At 29.8% G+C, this 14,978-nt stretch carries 14 protein-coding genes; 5 read left to right on the forward strand and 9 right to left on the reverse strand.

The features are described from left to right. Positions 1 to 165: 165 nt before the first annotated feature. The 3 genes from L1S49_RS07375 to L1S49_RS07385 all read right to left on the reverse strand — a co-directional run bounded on the left by L1S49_RS07375 (position 166) and on the right by L1S49_RS07385 (position 3,187). Positions 166 to 1,410, reverse strand: a complete 1,245-nt coding sequence (locus L1S49_RS07375) for a glutamate-5-semialdehyde dehydrogenase (protein ID WP_238903316.1) — start codon at positions 1,408 to 1,410, stop codon at positions 166 to 168. Continuing rightward, a complete protein-coding gene (gene proB / locus L1S49_RS07380; protein WP_238903317.1) occupies positions 1,403 to 2,230 on the reverse strand; it encodes a glutamate 5-kinase in 828 nt (275 codons plus the stop codon). The genes L1S49_RS07375 and proB overlap by 8 nt, the downstream gene beginning before the upstream one ends. Positions 2,231 to 2,314: 84 nt before the next feature. After that, positions 2,315 to 3,187 (reverse strand): SDR family oxidoreductase, encoded by an 873-nt coding sequence (locus L1S49_RS07385; protein WP_238903318.1) that lies wholly within the window; start codon positions 3,185 to 3,187, stop codon positions 2,315 to 2,317. 131 nt (positions 3,188 to 3,318) lie between these two features. On the opposite strand from L1S49_RS07385, the gene L1S49_RS07390 reads away from it, so the two are divergent. Then, a complete protein-coding gene (locus L1S49_RS07390; protein WP_238903319.1) occupies positions 3,319 to 3,732 on the forward strand; it encodes a hypothetical protein in 414 nt (137 codons plus the stop codon). Between the two features lie 92 nt (positions 3,733 to 3,824). Here L1S49_RS07390 and L1S49_RS07395 read toward each other — a convergent pair whose 3' ends face one another. Then, complete coding sequence (locus L1S49_RS07395; RefSeq protein WP_238903320.1) at positions 3,825 to 5,063, reverse strand: HD domain-containing phosphohydrolase; 1,239 nt, start codon at positions 5,061 to 5,063, stop codon at positions 3,825 to 3,827. 211 nt (positions 5,064 to 5,274) lie between these two features. On the opposite strand from L1S49_RS07395, the gene L1S49_RS07400 reads away from it, so the two are divergent. Beyond that, complete coding sequence (locus tag L1S49_RS07400; protein WP_238903321.1) at positions 5,275 to 5,652, forward strand: RidA family protein; 378 nt, start codon at positions 5,275 to 5,277, stop codon at positions 5,650 to 5,652. A 20-nt stretch (positions 5,653 to 5,672) separates the two neighbouring features. After that, complete coding sequence (locus L1S49_RS07405; RefSeq protein ID WP_238903322.1) at positions 5,673 to 5,924, forward strand: TIGR03905 family TSCPD domain-containing protein; 252 nt, start codon at positions 5,673 to 5,675, stop codon at positions 5,922 to 5,924. A gap of 42 nt (positions 5,925 to 5,966) precedes the next feature. Here the strand turns inward: L1S49_RS07405 and L1S49_RS07410 are convergent, their stop codons facing one another. Continuing rightward, the gene (locus tag L1S49_RS07410) at positions 5,967 to 6,752 is read right to left on the reverse strand and encodes a tyrosine-protein phosphatase (RefSeq protein ID WP_238903323.1); all 786 of its coding nucleotides are present in this window, start codon (positions 6,750 to 6,752) and stop codon (positions 5,967 to 5,969) included. A gap of 167 nt (positions 6,753 to 6,919) precedes the next feature. On the opposite strand from L1S49_RS07410, the gene L1S49_RS07415 reads away from it, so the two are divergent. Beyond that, positions 6,920 to 7,258 (forward strand): hypothetical protein, encoded by a 339-nt coding sequence (locus L1S49_RS07415; RefSeq protein ID WP_073020277.1) that lies wholly within the window; start codon positions 6,920 to 6,922, stop codon positions 7,256 to 7,258. 42 nt (positions 7,259 to 7,300) lie between these two features. Here L1S49_RS07415 and L1S49_RS07420 read toward each other — a convergent pair whose 3' ends face one another. The 3 genes from L1S49_RS07420 to L1S49_RS07430 all read right to left on the reverse strand — a co-directional run bounded on the left by L1S49_RS07420 (position 7,301) and on the right by L1S49_RS07430 (position 12,278). After that, the gene (locus tag L1S49_RS07420) at positions 7,301 to 10,228 is read right to left on the reverse strand and encodes an insulinase family protein (protein WP_238903324.1); all 2,928 of its coding nucleotides are present in this window, start codon (positions 10,226 to 10,228) and stop codon (positions 7,301 to 7,303) included. 159 nt (positions 10,229 to 10,387) lie between these two features. Further along, positions 10,388 to 11,968: a DEAD/DEAH box helicase gene (locus L1S49_RS07425; protein ID WP_073020273.1), complete on the reverse strand. Its 1,581-nt coding sequence runs from the start codon at positions 11,966 to 11,968 to the stop codon at positions 10,388 to 10,390. 139 nt (positions 11,969 to 12,107) lie between these two features. Then, positions 12,108 to 12,278: a zinc-ribbon domain-containing protein gene (locus L1S49_RS07430; RefSeq protein WP_021804288.1), complete on the reverse strand. Its 171-nt coding sequence runs from the start codon at positions 12,276 to 12,278 to the stop codon at positions 12,108 to 12,110. A 352-nt stretch (positions 12,279 to 12,630) separates the two neighbouring features. On the opposite strand from L1S49_RS07430, the gene L1S49_RS07435 reads away from it, so the two are divergent. Further along, on the forward strand, positions 12,631 to 13,623 hold the full coding sequence (locus tag L1S49_RS07435; protein WP_238903325.1) for a 3D domain-containing protein: 993 nt from the start codon (positions 12,631 to 12,633) through the stop codon (positions 13,621 to 13,623). A 43-nt stretch (positions 13,624 to 13,666) separates the two neighbouring features. Here L1S49_RS07435 and L1S49_RS07440 read toward each other — a convergent pair whose 3' ends face one another. Further along, a complete protein-coding gene (locus L1S49_RS07440) occupies positions 13,667 to 14,626 on the reverse strand; it encodes a 1,4-dihydroxy-2-naphthoate polyprenyltransferase (RefSeq protein ID WP_238903326.1) in 960 nt (319 codons plus the stop codon). Between the last annotated feature and the right edge of the window lie 352 nt (positions 14,627 to 14,978).

A 14,978-nucleotide genomic window follows, 5' to 3' on the forward strand; every position in this document is an offset into this window, starting at 1 on the left:
GAACTGTTGCACTAAATAATCAGTGCAACAGTTCTTTTTTATAGATTTATTTATTTTTTAAATTTAATATTACATTTTCCTTTTTAGCTTTTTAATAAGCATAATTAATTTAATTAAAATGACTTTAATGAAGCTCTTGAGAAGAAGCCTCTACAGTAATAAGGGTTACCTAATCTGGCCTTCGCCGTAGATTATATATTTTATAGTTGTTAATTCTTTTAACCCCATTGGGCCTCTTGCATGAAGTTTTTGAGTACTTATTCCTATCTCTGCCCCAAATCCAAACTCAAAACCATCTGTGAATCTTGTTGATGCATTAACATATACCGCTGCTGCATCAATTTCTTTTAAGAATTTTTGAGAATTAAAGTAATTGTTAGTTACAATAGCCTCTGAATGTTTTGTTCCATGAGTATTAATGTGCTCTATAGCTTCTTCTAAAGAATCTATAACTTTCACCGCAAGTATATAATCATGGAATTCTGTATCCCAATCTTCTTCAGTTGCTTTTACTACATCAGGTAATATCTTTAGAGTTCTTTCGCATCCTCTAACTTCAACATCATATTCCTTTAAGCCTTCATAAACTAATGGTAAAAATTTTTCAGCTAAGTTTTCATGTACTAGTAAAGTTTCACAGGCATTACATACTGATGGTCTACTACATTTTGCATTTATAAGTATTTTTTTAGCCATATCTAAGTCTGCGTCCCCATCAACATACACATGACAATTACCTATTCCTGTTTCTATTACTGGAACTGTTGCATTTTCAACCACTGTTTTTATTAATCCTGCTCCACCTCTTGGTATTAATACATCTATATACTTATTTAATTTCATCATCTCTTTAGCTACTTCTCTGCTAGTGTCTCCAACTAACTGAACTGAGTTTCTTGGGAACCCAACTTCTTCTAAAGCATCACCTATAACCTTAACTATTGCCTTGTTCGAGTTAATAGCTTCACTTCCACCTCTTAATATAGTAGCATTACCAGTCTTTAAGCAAAGTACTGCTGCATCCAATGTAACATTTGGTCTAGCTTCATATATTATTCCTATAACCCCTAGCGGAACTCTCTGTTGACCTATTTGTAAGTTCGCATGATTTTTCCACATACTCACTACTTCTCCTATTGGATCTGGTAATGAAACCACTTGACCTACTCCTATTGCCATTTCTTCTACTCTAGCTTCTGTAAGTCTTAATCTATCAAGCATAGCTTTTGATGTGCCTTTCGCTTCTGCAACTTCTAAATCTTTTTCATTTTCAGCTATTATTTCATTTTTTCTTAAAAGAATGAATTCTTCAATCTTTTTTAACGCCTTATTTTTCTCTTCTGTAGATGAATTCCCCAAAAATCTTGAAGCTTTTTTAGCTTCTTTTCCCATTTCAATTAAATTACTCATTAATTAGCCCCCTTTTATTTATAAATAGCGTACCTACGTCTTTCCCTTCAAGAATATCAAACAATATCTCTGGATCTTTACCATTTGTTAATATCATATTAACTCCTGCTCCTAAAGCAACCTTAGCCGCAGCAAGTTTTGTTTTCATTCCACCAGTTCCTTGAGCTGATCCTGCACCACCTGCAAATTCTTCTAGTTCTTTATTTACCTCATATATCTCTTTAATCATTTTTGAATCTTCGTTATGTCTAGGGTCTGAATCATAAAACCCATCTATATCAGATAATATAATAAGTAAGTCTCCTTTAATAAGTTTTGCTACAATTGCTGAAAGATTATCATTATCCCCAAAATTACATATGTTTTCTATCTCATCTATAGCCACCGTATCATTTTCATTAACTATAGGAATTACTCCTTTTTCTAATAGTGTTTCAAAAGTATTAATAACATTGTTTCTTATATGTTCGTCTTCCACTACATCTCTTGTTAAAAGAACTTGTCCAACCAAGTTTCCATATTCACCAAAAAACTTACTATAGATATGCATAAGTTCACACTGTCCAACAGCTGCTACTGCCTGTTTTTCTCTAATAGTACTAGGTCTTTCTTCTAGATTAAGTTTACTACACCCAACCCCAATTGATCCAGAAGATACTAATACCACGTCTTTCCCTTGATTTCTTAAATCTGCTAACACCATAGCCAGCTTATCAATTCTCTTTAAATTTATTTTACCATTATCATAAGTTAAGGTAGATGTTCCTACCTTAACTACTATTCTTTTACTTTCTTTTACTATATTTCTTCCCCAATTCAATTTAAAGCCCCCTTGCTTTCCCTAAACAAAATATTTTATATATTATAACATATAACCATTAAATAAATATATAATTATTCTGCTTTATGACATTACCATATCTCCACCATTAACATGTATAGTAGTTCCTGTTATAAAGGATGCTTCTTGGGATGCTAAAAACACATAAGCACCTGCTAATTCCACTGGTTGAGCAGCCCTTCCTTGCTTATTATCTGTTCCAAAATTTCCAACCTTTTTTTCATCAAATGAGGCGGGAATAAGTGGAGTCCAAACTGGTCCTGGTGCTACCGCATTAACTCTAATTCCTTTAGATACAAGGTTCATTGCTAATGATCTAGTAAAACTAGTTAACGCACCTTTTGTTGAAGAATAATCAATTAAAGTTTCATGCCCTCTATATGCTGTAATTGATGTGGTATTTATTATAGAATCTCCTTTTTGAAGATGAGCTATAGTTGCTTGAGTCATAAAAAAGGTTCCAAAAATATTAGTTTCAAAAGTCTTTTTTAGTTGTTCCTCTGTTATATCTTCTATATTTTGTTGTTCATATTGAACAGCTGCATTATTTATTAGTATATTTATCTTTCCTAAAGAACTTATTACTTTCTCGATAGCTTTATTGCAGAAATCTTTAATTTTGATATCTCCAGCTATTAAAATACATTTACGACCTGCTTTTTCTATCTCATTTTTTATGTCCTCTGCATCTTTATTTTCATTGTTATATATTATAGCTATATCTGCTCCTTCATTGGCTAAAGCTATAGCTGCAGCTTTTCCTATTCCGCTATCTCCACCTGTAATTACTGCTACTTTATCTTTTAATTTTCCATTTATAATTCCATAACCCCCTGATTTAAAAATTGGTGTAGGGTTCATTTCCTTTTCTATCCCTGGTTGGATATTTTGATGTTGCTCAGGAAACTTTTTTGGAAAGTTTGCTGTAAAATCCATACTATTTTCCTCCTTAGTACTCTATTCTAAGTGTAGTATTTTCAAAAGCATCTATTTTTAATCACCAATTATTCCAAGGTATACGTCCAAGCTTTTTATCTAAAAATATATAAGAAAGGTTGGTGATTGTTTTGGAGAGAAGAGTTATTAATCCTGGAGATTTGAAAGCTAGAATAGAAAACACTTTTAAAGATTTTTACTGGGTAAATAAATATGAGATTAATGCAAAAAATGATCCGTTTTGGGCTAAGGTATTTATTAGTCCTGATTTAATTCCTTTCTATGAGATAGAAGGTTTTTTAAACTTTTTAGATGACAACGTAGATAAGGCTACTTGTACTGTTGTTTCAAGTAATAAAGTAGTTCCTATTGGAGATGGGTATGGCTCAGGTGAAGAGTTTATTTATTTTTTAGGAACAGATGAAATTAAAGCATTACTTACTAAATCCTATGACCTGTCTTTCTCAAAATATATAGATGCTATAACCAAAGTTAATGAAGATATCCACATATTAATTAAAGAGAAACAACCTTTAAAAGTATAAATATAAGCCTAGGATTTTATCCTAGGCTTATATTTAAAATTATTATATACATTAATGTAGTTTTTACGATTTAATATATATTAGTATAGACTTTAAATACCTATAAGCAGAAGTGTGGATTTTAGATCTTCGTAAGCAGAGGGGCATATCTTTTTATCCTTAACCATTTCACCTATTATATCTAGAGCCTTACTTTTTTCCATTCCTTTTCTATATGGCCTGTTTTCTGTAAGGGCTTGATATATATCACAAACTGCTAATAATCTTTGTTCTTCTCCTAATTGCTCTGCTAAAAGTTTTCTTGAATAACCACTTCCATCAAGTTTTTCATGGTGACTTATTGCCCATTCTGTTACTTCGCTAATGCTTGTCAATGGTTTAAGAACACTATAAGTATAATCAACATGACTTTTAACTATGGTAAATTCATCTTCAGTAAGTTTTCCATTTTTATTTATAAACTCTTTAGGAACTGCTAGTTTTCCTATATCGTGTAATAAACCAGCTATTTTAAGTTTTATACATTTAGTTTCATCGTATCCTTTGTATCGACCTATACAATAAGCCATTTCAGCTATACCTCTAGAATGTCTTGCAGTAAAAGAACTTCTAGAGTCTATTATTTCAGCATAAACTTCAGCTACTTCTTGAAATTCATCATCATTCAAGACATCATTAATTAAGGGCTTATTTTGTTCTAGCCATAAATCTCTAGCATTTTCATTATTTAATACATTCCAAAATTCTTCATCTGAGGTAATACTATTCACTGCTTTTATGACTTCATCAGAAATAAAATTCTCCAAGTTACTGGCTAGTAATTTAAATAACTCTTTATGTTCTCTTTTATCAATCAAGTGATTGTGAGTTTCTATTAAATCACTTGCTCTAATTATTTGACTAATTAAGGGGATATCTTTACCTACTTTTCCAAAAGGGCCTGTTCCATCAACATTTTCATGATGAAATTTTATATACTCTTCTAAATGTTTTATGTGAGGAATTCCTCCAATTAATTTCGAACCGTCCTCGCAATGATTCATTAAGATTTTTTCTTCGTTAGCTTCTCTAAATGCAACTTTAGCTAATCCTAAATCATGAAGATATGAAGATATATATGCATCCTTCTTCAAACTTAATTGTAAATTCATTTCGTTTGAAATTTTTAATGCTATGAAAGCCGTTCCCTTAGCATGACTTATATAATCGCCTTTAACCCTATCTGTTTTTACTCCATTTATGTATTCTCTAATTGTAGTGTTTGTAGCTATCTCACTTAAGCTTACAGTTATAACTAATGATTCCATTATTTCTTCTAGTTTTACTCGCATTTATTTCATCCCCTAATTCTACACAGTCACACTATTCTATCTTATATTTTAAAGTAATTCTTTAATTATTCAATAAATATCTACTAAAAACTTTAATTTTCTGTAAACTGTAACTTTTGGATTTCCCTTATCTATATTTAAGCTTTATTGAAATCATGATTTTACTATGTTAAAATCTATCTTAAACAATATAATCTTAGGAGGAGTTAGAATGAAAAAAGAAATTATATCTACTTCCAAAGCTCCTGGAGCTATAGGCCCTTACTCTCAAGGAGTAAAGATAGGAAACCTAGTATACACATCTGGACAGATTCCTTTGAATCCTATAGATGGATCAATGCCTTCATCTATAGAAGAGCAAACTAAACAATCTTTAGAAAATTGTAAAGCTATATTAGAAGAGGCTGGTACAAGCTTAGATAATGTTATTAAAACAACTGTATTTTTAGCAGATATGAATGATTTTGTTAAGATGAATGAAGTTTATTCAACATACTTCTCAGCAAATCCACCTGCTAGAAGTGCAGTACAAGTAGCCAAGCTTCCAAAAGACGCACAAATCGAAATAGAAATGATAGCAACTATATAATAAATTCGGAGGAATAACAAATGAAATATACAACTTCAGGTGTATGCGCAAGGGAAATATCTTTTGATGTTGATGATAATAAACTAAAAAATGTTTCTTACGTTGCTGGCTGTAATGGAAATTTACAAGCTTTAAGTGCTTTAGTAGAAGGTCTCGACATTGATACAGTTATATCTAAACTTCAAGGAATTGATTGTAAGCAAAAAGGAACATCCTGTGCTGATCAATTAGCAAAAGCATTAATAGAGTATAAAACTTCAACTGTAAATTAACATATTAAAACAGATGATTCTAGGAAAGAATCATCTGTTTTTCTATTCTAACAACATATTTTTAAGTTTTATTTTCTTTTCCTTAGTAAGGCCAAATTCAGTTTCTAGATACTCGTCTATGCTTTCATATCGTTCTTTTATTGCTGATAAAAAACCCTCAATATACTCTCTCCTTACCCCCATAAGAGCATCTAAGAGATATTCTACCTCTGGATACTTTTCTATATCCCTTATACTTTTTTTATAAGCTTCATTTGACTCATAGAAATATTCTTGTGACAAAAGATAATCTTCAATTATAGTTTCTTCTGGTACATCTATTGCAAGCAATAACAAAGCTGCTCCTATACCTGTTCTATCTTTACCAGCGGCACAGTGTTGAAGTATTGGATATTTATCTTCATCTAAAGCATAATTTATTAGCTTCTTATAAGCTTCATTTCCGAAGGCCATTTGTATATATCTTTTACCAAGTATATCTAATGGATTTTTTATAGCTCTTATTTGTTCTAGGTTTTTAGCTAGATCCTTCATATCTAAATTAACTTCATTGCCATCTTCTAAAGTCATGGCAGATATATTTACATATTCTGTTCCATCAAGGATAGGATCTGGCTTCTTATCCACCTCTTCTTTAGTTCTATAATCAAATATGCTCTTAATTCCTAGATTAAGAAAGGATACCTTATCCTCTTCAGTTAGTGAATTTAATCCATCAGACCTGTATAATTTGCCCCATTTTACAGTTTTTCCATCCTTTGTTTTGTATCCACCTAAATCTCTAAAGTTAACTAATCCGGTAAATTTAAGTCTTCTCTCATTACTCAAAGGCTTCCCTCCTTCTAAAATAATTTTTCTTTTAGTATTTTATCCTCTTATTTCTTTAAAGATACCAGTATACTAAAACCTATAATTTAATTTTATAATAAAATCCTTTACTTTTATATAATTAATATTAATAAAATTTGGTTAGACTATATACTGAGGTGATTAATATGTACAGTAGTTTTGGTGTTAACTTAGATAAACAATACTCTTCTTTATCTAGAAGAACAAAAATTCCTAAAATAAGACATAGAGAATGCGAAGATGATTGCGAATGCCATATGAGTGAAAAATATTTTAAAGAAATGAATGGTGCTGTAGATTATCTTAAAGATAAGTTAAAAGATTTCAAAAATTCTGTTTCTATGGAAATGGGAATGGATGAAGATAATATTAACATATCTTGTTGCTCCCATGATTATTGCATTAGCAAAAAACATTTGGCTTTAATAGGAGTAGGTACTCTCGCTTTTGTTTTAGGTGTTAAAGCCATGAAAAATCATAGATAAAATAAAACTGCTCAATATTTCTATTGGGCAGTTTTATATTTTCTATTTAATTAGGTTTTCTAAATGATTAAATGTACTTTCTGTAGATCTTATTTGAGATTCATTTCCCACTACAACTATACAATTATCTTTTAAACTTTCTTCTATAAGATTACCGTAAGCTTTAATGTCTTCTAATGTAGTGTTTATCACTTGTTCTCGTTCTCTTATTAAATCTTCTTCTGTGTATCCTGCATAATACTCAACTACAGCTTTATCTGCTTTACTATCCGGATTAGAAGGAACATCTAATTTACTTACAGTTCCTATGATATATTTCACCATTTCTTCTTTAGTTGCATTAAAGTTCTTTAAATACTCTACAGTGCCTTTATATGCATCAAATGTTTTTATAATATTAGGATCTCTATATGAGCTAAAATACAAGAATCCATCTTTACTTAAGTTAACTCTTACCCCATAAGCTCCACCTTCAACTCTTACTTTACTCCATAGATAATCAAAATTAAGTATTGTATTTAATACTCTCATGTTTCCTGAATACTTAAATCCTTTATCTAAATAACAGCCGCCTAAAGTAACATAGTTTATGTTTGCTTGAGTTAAGAATCCTTCATTCATTTTTTCAAGTTTATAATTAAAATCTTGATTTTTAACTTGTTTATTAATCAGACCTTTCTTTAATATCTGTACATTATCTTCTATTAAAGAAATGTTTTCATCTTCTTCGGTAAAGGATATAGTTAAATTATTAATATTGAAAACTGAATCTGCTATTTCTCTTAACTTATTAGTAACGCTCTCTGGATCACTCTCTAGTGTCTTTTCTATATTACATATAAATTTATATAATCCTATACCTCCAATAGAGTCTTCAAAATATCCTCTAGGTGACATATAACTTAACACTCTTAAACTACCAAGAACATTTCCTGAAGCCACCATAGCACCTTCATATCTAGACTTTATTTCTCTTACTATTTGAAGTATTCTTGTATTATCTTCAAATGAAGTTTCAGTTACTACCTCTGTCATAAGTTCAAGTAAGCTAGAAATCTTAGAGCTTAAGGCCTTACCATTTACTACAAATGCTGGTACGAAGTCTTGTTTATTATCTTTTTTATAAAAACTTCTTGCGGAATAACTTATTCCTCCTGTACTCATATTTATAGCATTTGTAAGTTCTTCATAGCTTCTATTTTGAGTATTTATTCTTCCTAATAAAAATGAAAGTAAAGCTAGATATTGACCTTCTTCCTTATTTATTACTCTTCCATCAAAGATTAACTTTATATATGAAATCTTATTTGTAAACATAGGAGTAAATAAAGTTTTAATTCCTTCTATATTCTTTTCAACTAAATTTATCTTCTCTACATCCTTAGATATATCCTCTAAAGTAAGCTTAGGCAATGTATCTAACTGCTCTTTAGTATCTGGGGTCATTTGTCTTTTTCTTAATTTCTCTTCATCTTTTTTAATATTTTCTATATAATCTTCTGTAAATGTAGCCTTTATATCCTTAAGCTTCTCTTTAAGTTCTATTTCAGTTTTTTCAGTTAATCCCTTTTCTGGAGTCATACTTATTATGGTTTTGTGATTATTACCTAAAATATATTTATTTATTAATCCTTCAAAATATCCTTTTGATGATTTATCTCTTATCGATTTAATTATATCTGTATATTCTAAATTTAAAAAAGGTTCTCCTCCATAAAGCATACTTTCTAGAACCGTAATTCCATATATAAGACCTTTTGGATACCCTCCAAAGTTAGCTTCTCTTAATTCAAATTCTTTTCTATTTACAGCTCCAGTTATAAAATCTTCTGGAATTCCATTTTTACTTATGTCAGTTAAAATTTCATCTATCTTGTTTATTATACTTGCCTTATTTTCTTCATCTGTATTTTTAATAGTTATATTAAGATATGGTTGTTTTATTCCACCTTCAAACCTTCCTGTAACTACCTTAACTATACCACTATTTATTAATTTATTTTTTAGGAGCGCATTATTAGCAGTAAGTAGTATATATTCTAAAATTTCAAAGGATAAAACCAACTCTCTATCTAATGCTCTACCTATTGAATAGTTAAGAGAAAGATAGGATTTATTATTAACTTCATCATCATTTGAAATTCCATATGACATTTTTATTTCCTTAGGTTTTTCAAAAGCTTCTTGAACACCTAAGTTAGGTGGGATATTTTGATAAGAATATTGATTTAAATAATTGTCATTTATAAATGCTAATTCTTCATCAGTGTCGCCGTCTCCATATAAAAATATAATGCTATTAGATGGATGATAATATCTTTTATGAAAGTTAACAAAATAATCATAAGTTAAATTTGGGATAACTGCTGGGCTACCACCTGAATCATTGCCATAAGTAGTATCTGGATAAAGTGACCTTGAACTAGCTCTAGAAATAATGGAATCTGGGGATGAATATACTCCCTTCATTTCATTATAAACTACTCCATTTATCTTAAGTTCATCAGTTTCTTTATCTATCTCATAATGCCAACCTTCTTGCATGAATATTTCTTTTTCTTTGTATATATTAGGATTTAATACTGCATCTAAATATACGTCCATTAAATTAAAGAAGTCCTTTTTATTTTTACTAGCAATTGGATACATGGTTTTGTCAGCAAAGGTCATTGCATTTAAAAATGTATTTAAAGAACTTTTTAATAATTCTACAAATGGCTCTTTACTCGGAAATTTTTTAGATCCACATAAAACTGAATGTTCTAATATATGAGCAACTCCTGTACTATCTTCTGGTGGTGTCTTAAAAGTAATAGCAAATACTTTATTATCTTCATCATTACTTATTTTTATTAATTTAGCTCCTGTTTTTTCATGTGTAAACACTAACCCTTTGGAGTTTATTTCATGTAAATCTTTAATATTTTCTAATTTAAATCCACTATATATAGTTCCTTCTTTATAATTCATCTCACTCATCCTTTCTTACTTTTAAATTCTCCATAGTTCTCATAATTTATGTTATTAAGATTATTCTAAATTTTCTTTTGCTATATGTCTATAATATGATGAAAAAAAAGAGGGTATTCACTGAATAACCTCTTATCAAATCCTTGCGACCAATGGATTTTATTTTTTCGAATTAGCGATTTCAATATTTACTTTTCTTCCTCTAACTCTCTTACCTATACAATTTTTCATTATGTCTCTTGCTACTTCTTCAGTTGCATCGATAAATGAGTATTTATCAAATATATCTATATCGCCTATATCTTCTTTCTTTAATCTTAAGCCTTCACCTAAAAATGCTATAAAGCTCTTAGGATTCATTCCATCTTTTCTACCTAAGTTAACAAATAATCTTTCATATCTTCCTTTAGAAGTAGTAGATCCTATATTATTTTCTGAATAATCATAAGAAACTTCTTTATTGTAGATTATGTGCATAAGTGAAGCTGCAACCTGTACTAAATTGAATTCTTCATCTATTTGTTCTGCTAAAGGTATAAATTTACTATAATCTTCACCTTCAATAGTTTCTTTAATTCTTGAGTATATGTTATTGTATTTAGCTTCAAATATATCATCTATTGTTGGTATATTTTTTCTCTTTATCTTACTATTTGTAATTCTTTCTATTTGCTTTAACGCTCTATACTCTCTTGGAGTAACTAAAGTGTATGCAACACCTTCTCTATTAGCTCTACCAGTTCTTCCTATTCTATGTACGTAGGATTCTGTATCTTGTGGTAAATCATAGTTAATTACATGAGTTACATTTTCGACATCTATTCCTCTAGCTGCAACATCTGTAGCTACTAAGAATTCTAAGTTTCCTTCTTTAAATTTCTTTAAAGTATTCATTCTGTAGTTTTGGCTTAAGTCACCGTGCATACCTTCAACGCTATATCCTCTTGCTTGCATAGATGCTACTAATTCATCAACACCTTTTTTAGTCTTACAGAAAATTATTGCTGCTGTAGGTGCATCCACGTCTAGGATTCTACATAAAGATTCAACTCTATCACTATGTTTTACTTCATAATAGTATTGGCTTACAGTAGATACTGTCATAGCATTTTTTATGATAGATATATGTTGAGCATCATCTTTCATATAGTTCTTAGCTAATTTCTTTATTTCTTGAGGCATAGTTGCTGAGAATAATAAAGTTTGTCTTTCTTCGTTAGTATTCTTTATTATTTCTTCAATATCTTCAACAAATCCCATATTAAGCATTTCATCTGCTTCATCTAAAACTAGGAACTCTATGTTTCTTAGATCAACTACTCTTCTTCTCATAAGATCTAAAACTCTTCCTGGTGTTCCAACTATGATGTCTATACCTCTTGATAACGCCTTAATTTGTCTATCTATAGGTTGACCGCCATATACAGGTAATATTCTAGTCCTTGTATGTTTAGCTATTCTAACTAATTCTTCATTTACTTGTATTGCAAGTTCTCTAGTTGGTGCTAAAACTAAACACTTAACTTTATTTCCTGCTGAAGTAATATTGTTAAGTACTGGTGCTCCAAATGCCAAAGTCTTTCCAGTTCCTGTTTGTGCTTGCCCTATAACGTCAAATCCATCTAATAATACAGGTATTACTTGTGCTTGTATTTTAGAAGGTTCCTCAAATCCCATATCATCTATGGCTTTTAAAACATCCTCTTTTAATCCTAATTCTCTAAAATTTATTTCGCTCATTCAGTTTCCTTCCTTCTCGTTTATATTTCAATTTTTTCTTTATATAAACAGTTTTTGTTTTTTATTTAATAAATATTCTCTTTTGCAGATTGCCAACAAAAAACCCCATAAGAAATACTTCTTATAGGGCTATAACTTACTATCTTCTGAAGTTTCTGTTATTATTGCTTTGAGCTTTTCTTGCTTTTCTACAGTCTGCACATCTTACTGGATCATTTTCAAACCCTTTTTCTTTGTAGAATTCTTGTTCACCTTCAGTGAATACGAAATCTTTTCCACAGTCTTTACATACTAAAGTTCTATCAGCCATTCTTACATTCCTCCTTTTAATCTCAAGATCTTAAACACACACAACTTGTTCTTAAAAGAAGAAATGTTGTTAATAGTATTTAAATCTTTAATTTACCTTGGCTATTGTAGTATATCATAAACCACTAAAAATTGCAACTACATCCCATTGCGCCTCCTTAGTAAAGCTCTGATTACACACTATTTCTATTATATACAACTAATGTAATATTTATACTAAAACAATAAATTTTATGTTAACAATTTCTATTTTATCATTATAAAAATTGACAAGCCTCCTTTTTATAGTTATTATTTCTATATAGTTTAGCTTAAAGGGGGAGATTTTCATTAGCGCGAATTTGAAAAAACTAATGAATTTTAGTAATAAAAAGCCTGTAGCTATAATAATATCTGCAATACTAATCATAGCTTTAATCGTAGTAATTAAAATGAAGCAAAAAAACATAACAATAGTTATAGGGGATGATACTCAGACTATAACTACTTACGGGAAAACGGTTGAAAAGGTTTTAAGTTCCAATAATATTACTCTTGGAGAAAAAGATAAAATTGAACCAGCCTTAGATTCTCTACTTAATAAAAATGACACTATAACAATTAAAAGAGCAAAAAACATTACTATTTACTTAGATGGTAAAAATCTATCTTTCCTATCTGCTGAAGATAACATAGCTTCAATGATACAAGCAGAAGGTATTTCAATTCAACCAGAGGATAAGGTTGAACCTATCAGAGAATCTACTCTTACAGAAGACATGCACATCAATATAGTCAGAGTTGAAACTAAAGAAATAACTGAAAACATAGCTCTTGATTATTCTACTGAAATTCAAAGTGACAATAATATATTAGACATATTTAAGAAAACTGTACAGTATGGTGAAAAAGGAAGCAAGGATATAACATATAGAGTTGTATATGAAGATGGAAAAGAAGTTTCTAGAAGTGTTGTTAAAGAAAACATAACTAAACAACCTGTTAACGAAATAGTGGTTAAAGGAACTCAAAGTGCTGTTGCTCTTAGTAGAGGTGGAGACCCTATGTCTTATTCTAGAAAAGTCAGCGTAAAATCTACAGCTTATTGGGCAGTAAATGGAGTAGGTAGTACCTATACTTCAAGTGGAAAATTAGCTCAAAGAAATAGTCAAGGTTATAGCACAATAGCAGTTGATACTTCTGTATTTCCTTATGGAACTAAGATGTATATCCCTGGTTATGGATTTGCTATAGCTGCTGATACTGGTTCCAGTATAATAGGCAACAAAATAGACGTGTATTTTAACACAAAACAAGAAGCTCTTAACTGGGCAGTAAAAAATGTAACTGTTTATGTTTTAGAATAAAATAGTTTAAAAAAGCGGCTCAAATGGTTGAGTCGCTTTTTTGCTACAATATGAATTTTGTCATAACTAAAGTCAAAGCATAACTCATAACTCTAGCTCCATTAATTATTATAAAATTTTTAACTGAAAGTATAAAAGTCTTGCTCTTCACATGCTCTTTTTCAAATACTTTTATGTTTCTGTTAACAATAATAAAGGTAGCTAGAGCCAATATAGATAATAATGGTTCAACGCCTAATATGATTAATATAACTAAATCTACATATGCAATGTAGTATGTCCACTTAAATACTTTTAAAGCATTATCATTTCCAATATATACTGGCATAGTATATCTTCTATTCTCTATATCATCTTCTCTATCACATATGTTATTAGCTAACATTATATTAGCTATTCCTGCTATAGCTGGTATTGCCAAAAGGAATATGTATAGTACTTCTTTTATGTTTAAGTTTAGATATAATATCGCATCATTTAAACTCACACCTATAATTTCACTACTAGAAATATGTATGTATATTGATAAGAATAGTATTATTCCTCCCATAAAAAAACCTGAAAGTATCTCTCCAAACGGAGTCCTAGATATAGGAATAGGTCCAAAAGAATAGCAAACCCCTATAACAAAGGAAATAGCTCCTAATATAAGTACTATGATATTTGTATTCAGATACAATATAAATCCAAAAATAACTGCTGTAATTAATAGTCCTAATATAACTGTTATTACATGACTTTCCTTGAGATTATCTTTAACTATAGCATTATGTACTTCATAACCATAGCCATACTTTCTAACAGCCTTTTTGTAATCCATATAATTATTTATGGCCGTAGTAGCCATATCTATACATAATAGAGATATAAACATCAATAAGAAATTCATCAAGTTAAATTCACCAAATCTATATATAGCTATTAATGTTCCTAAAGCAAATGGAGTAACACTAGCAGCTTTAGTCTGAATTTCTACTAGTTTTAAAAAACTTTTTATATTCATTAACTCCCTCCTCTTTTGTACTCAATTTAATATATTATATAAAATTTGCTCCATAAATTTCAAATGTTTTTAATATCCATTTTAGCTATTATCCCCAAAATAAAAAAGTTGCCAAGGCGATTATGAGCCGTCGACTTTTTTTGCGCATCTGCCTTTCCAAACGAATGTGAGGAAAAACTGGCAGGCGCTCAATTTTCTTGTTTTTTATTCTTTAGGAGCTTCATGTAGCCTTCTTATATTCATATCTAATTTAAGTTATACACAACTTTGAAATAATATAATTTCCTCGTATTATAAAACCATAGAAATAAATACGAATATTTATTTCTATGTTGAAAACTCTAACTAGTGA

Source organism: Clostridium sp. YIM B02506 (genome assembly GCF_022324845.1).
In the GTDB taxonomy this organism is placed as follows: Bacteria; Bacillota; Clostridia; order Clostridiales; family Clostridiaceae; genus Clostridium_T; species Clostridium_T intestinale.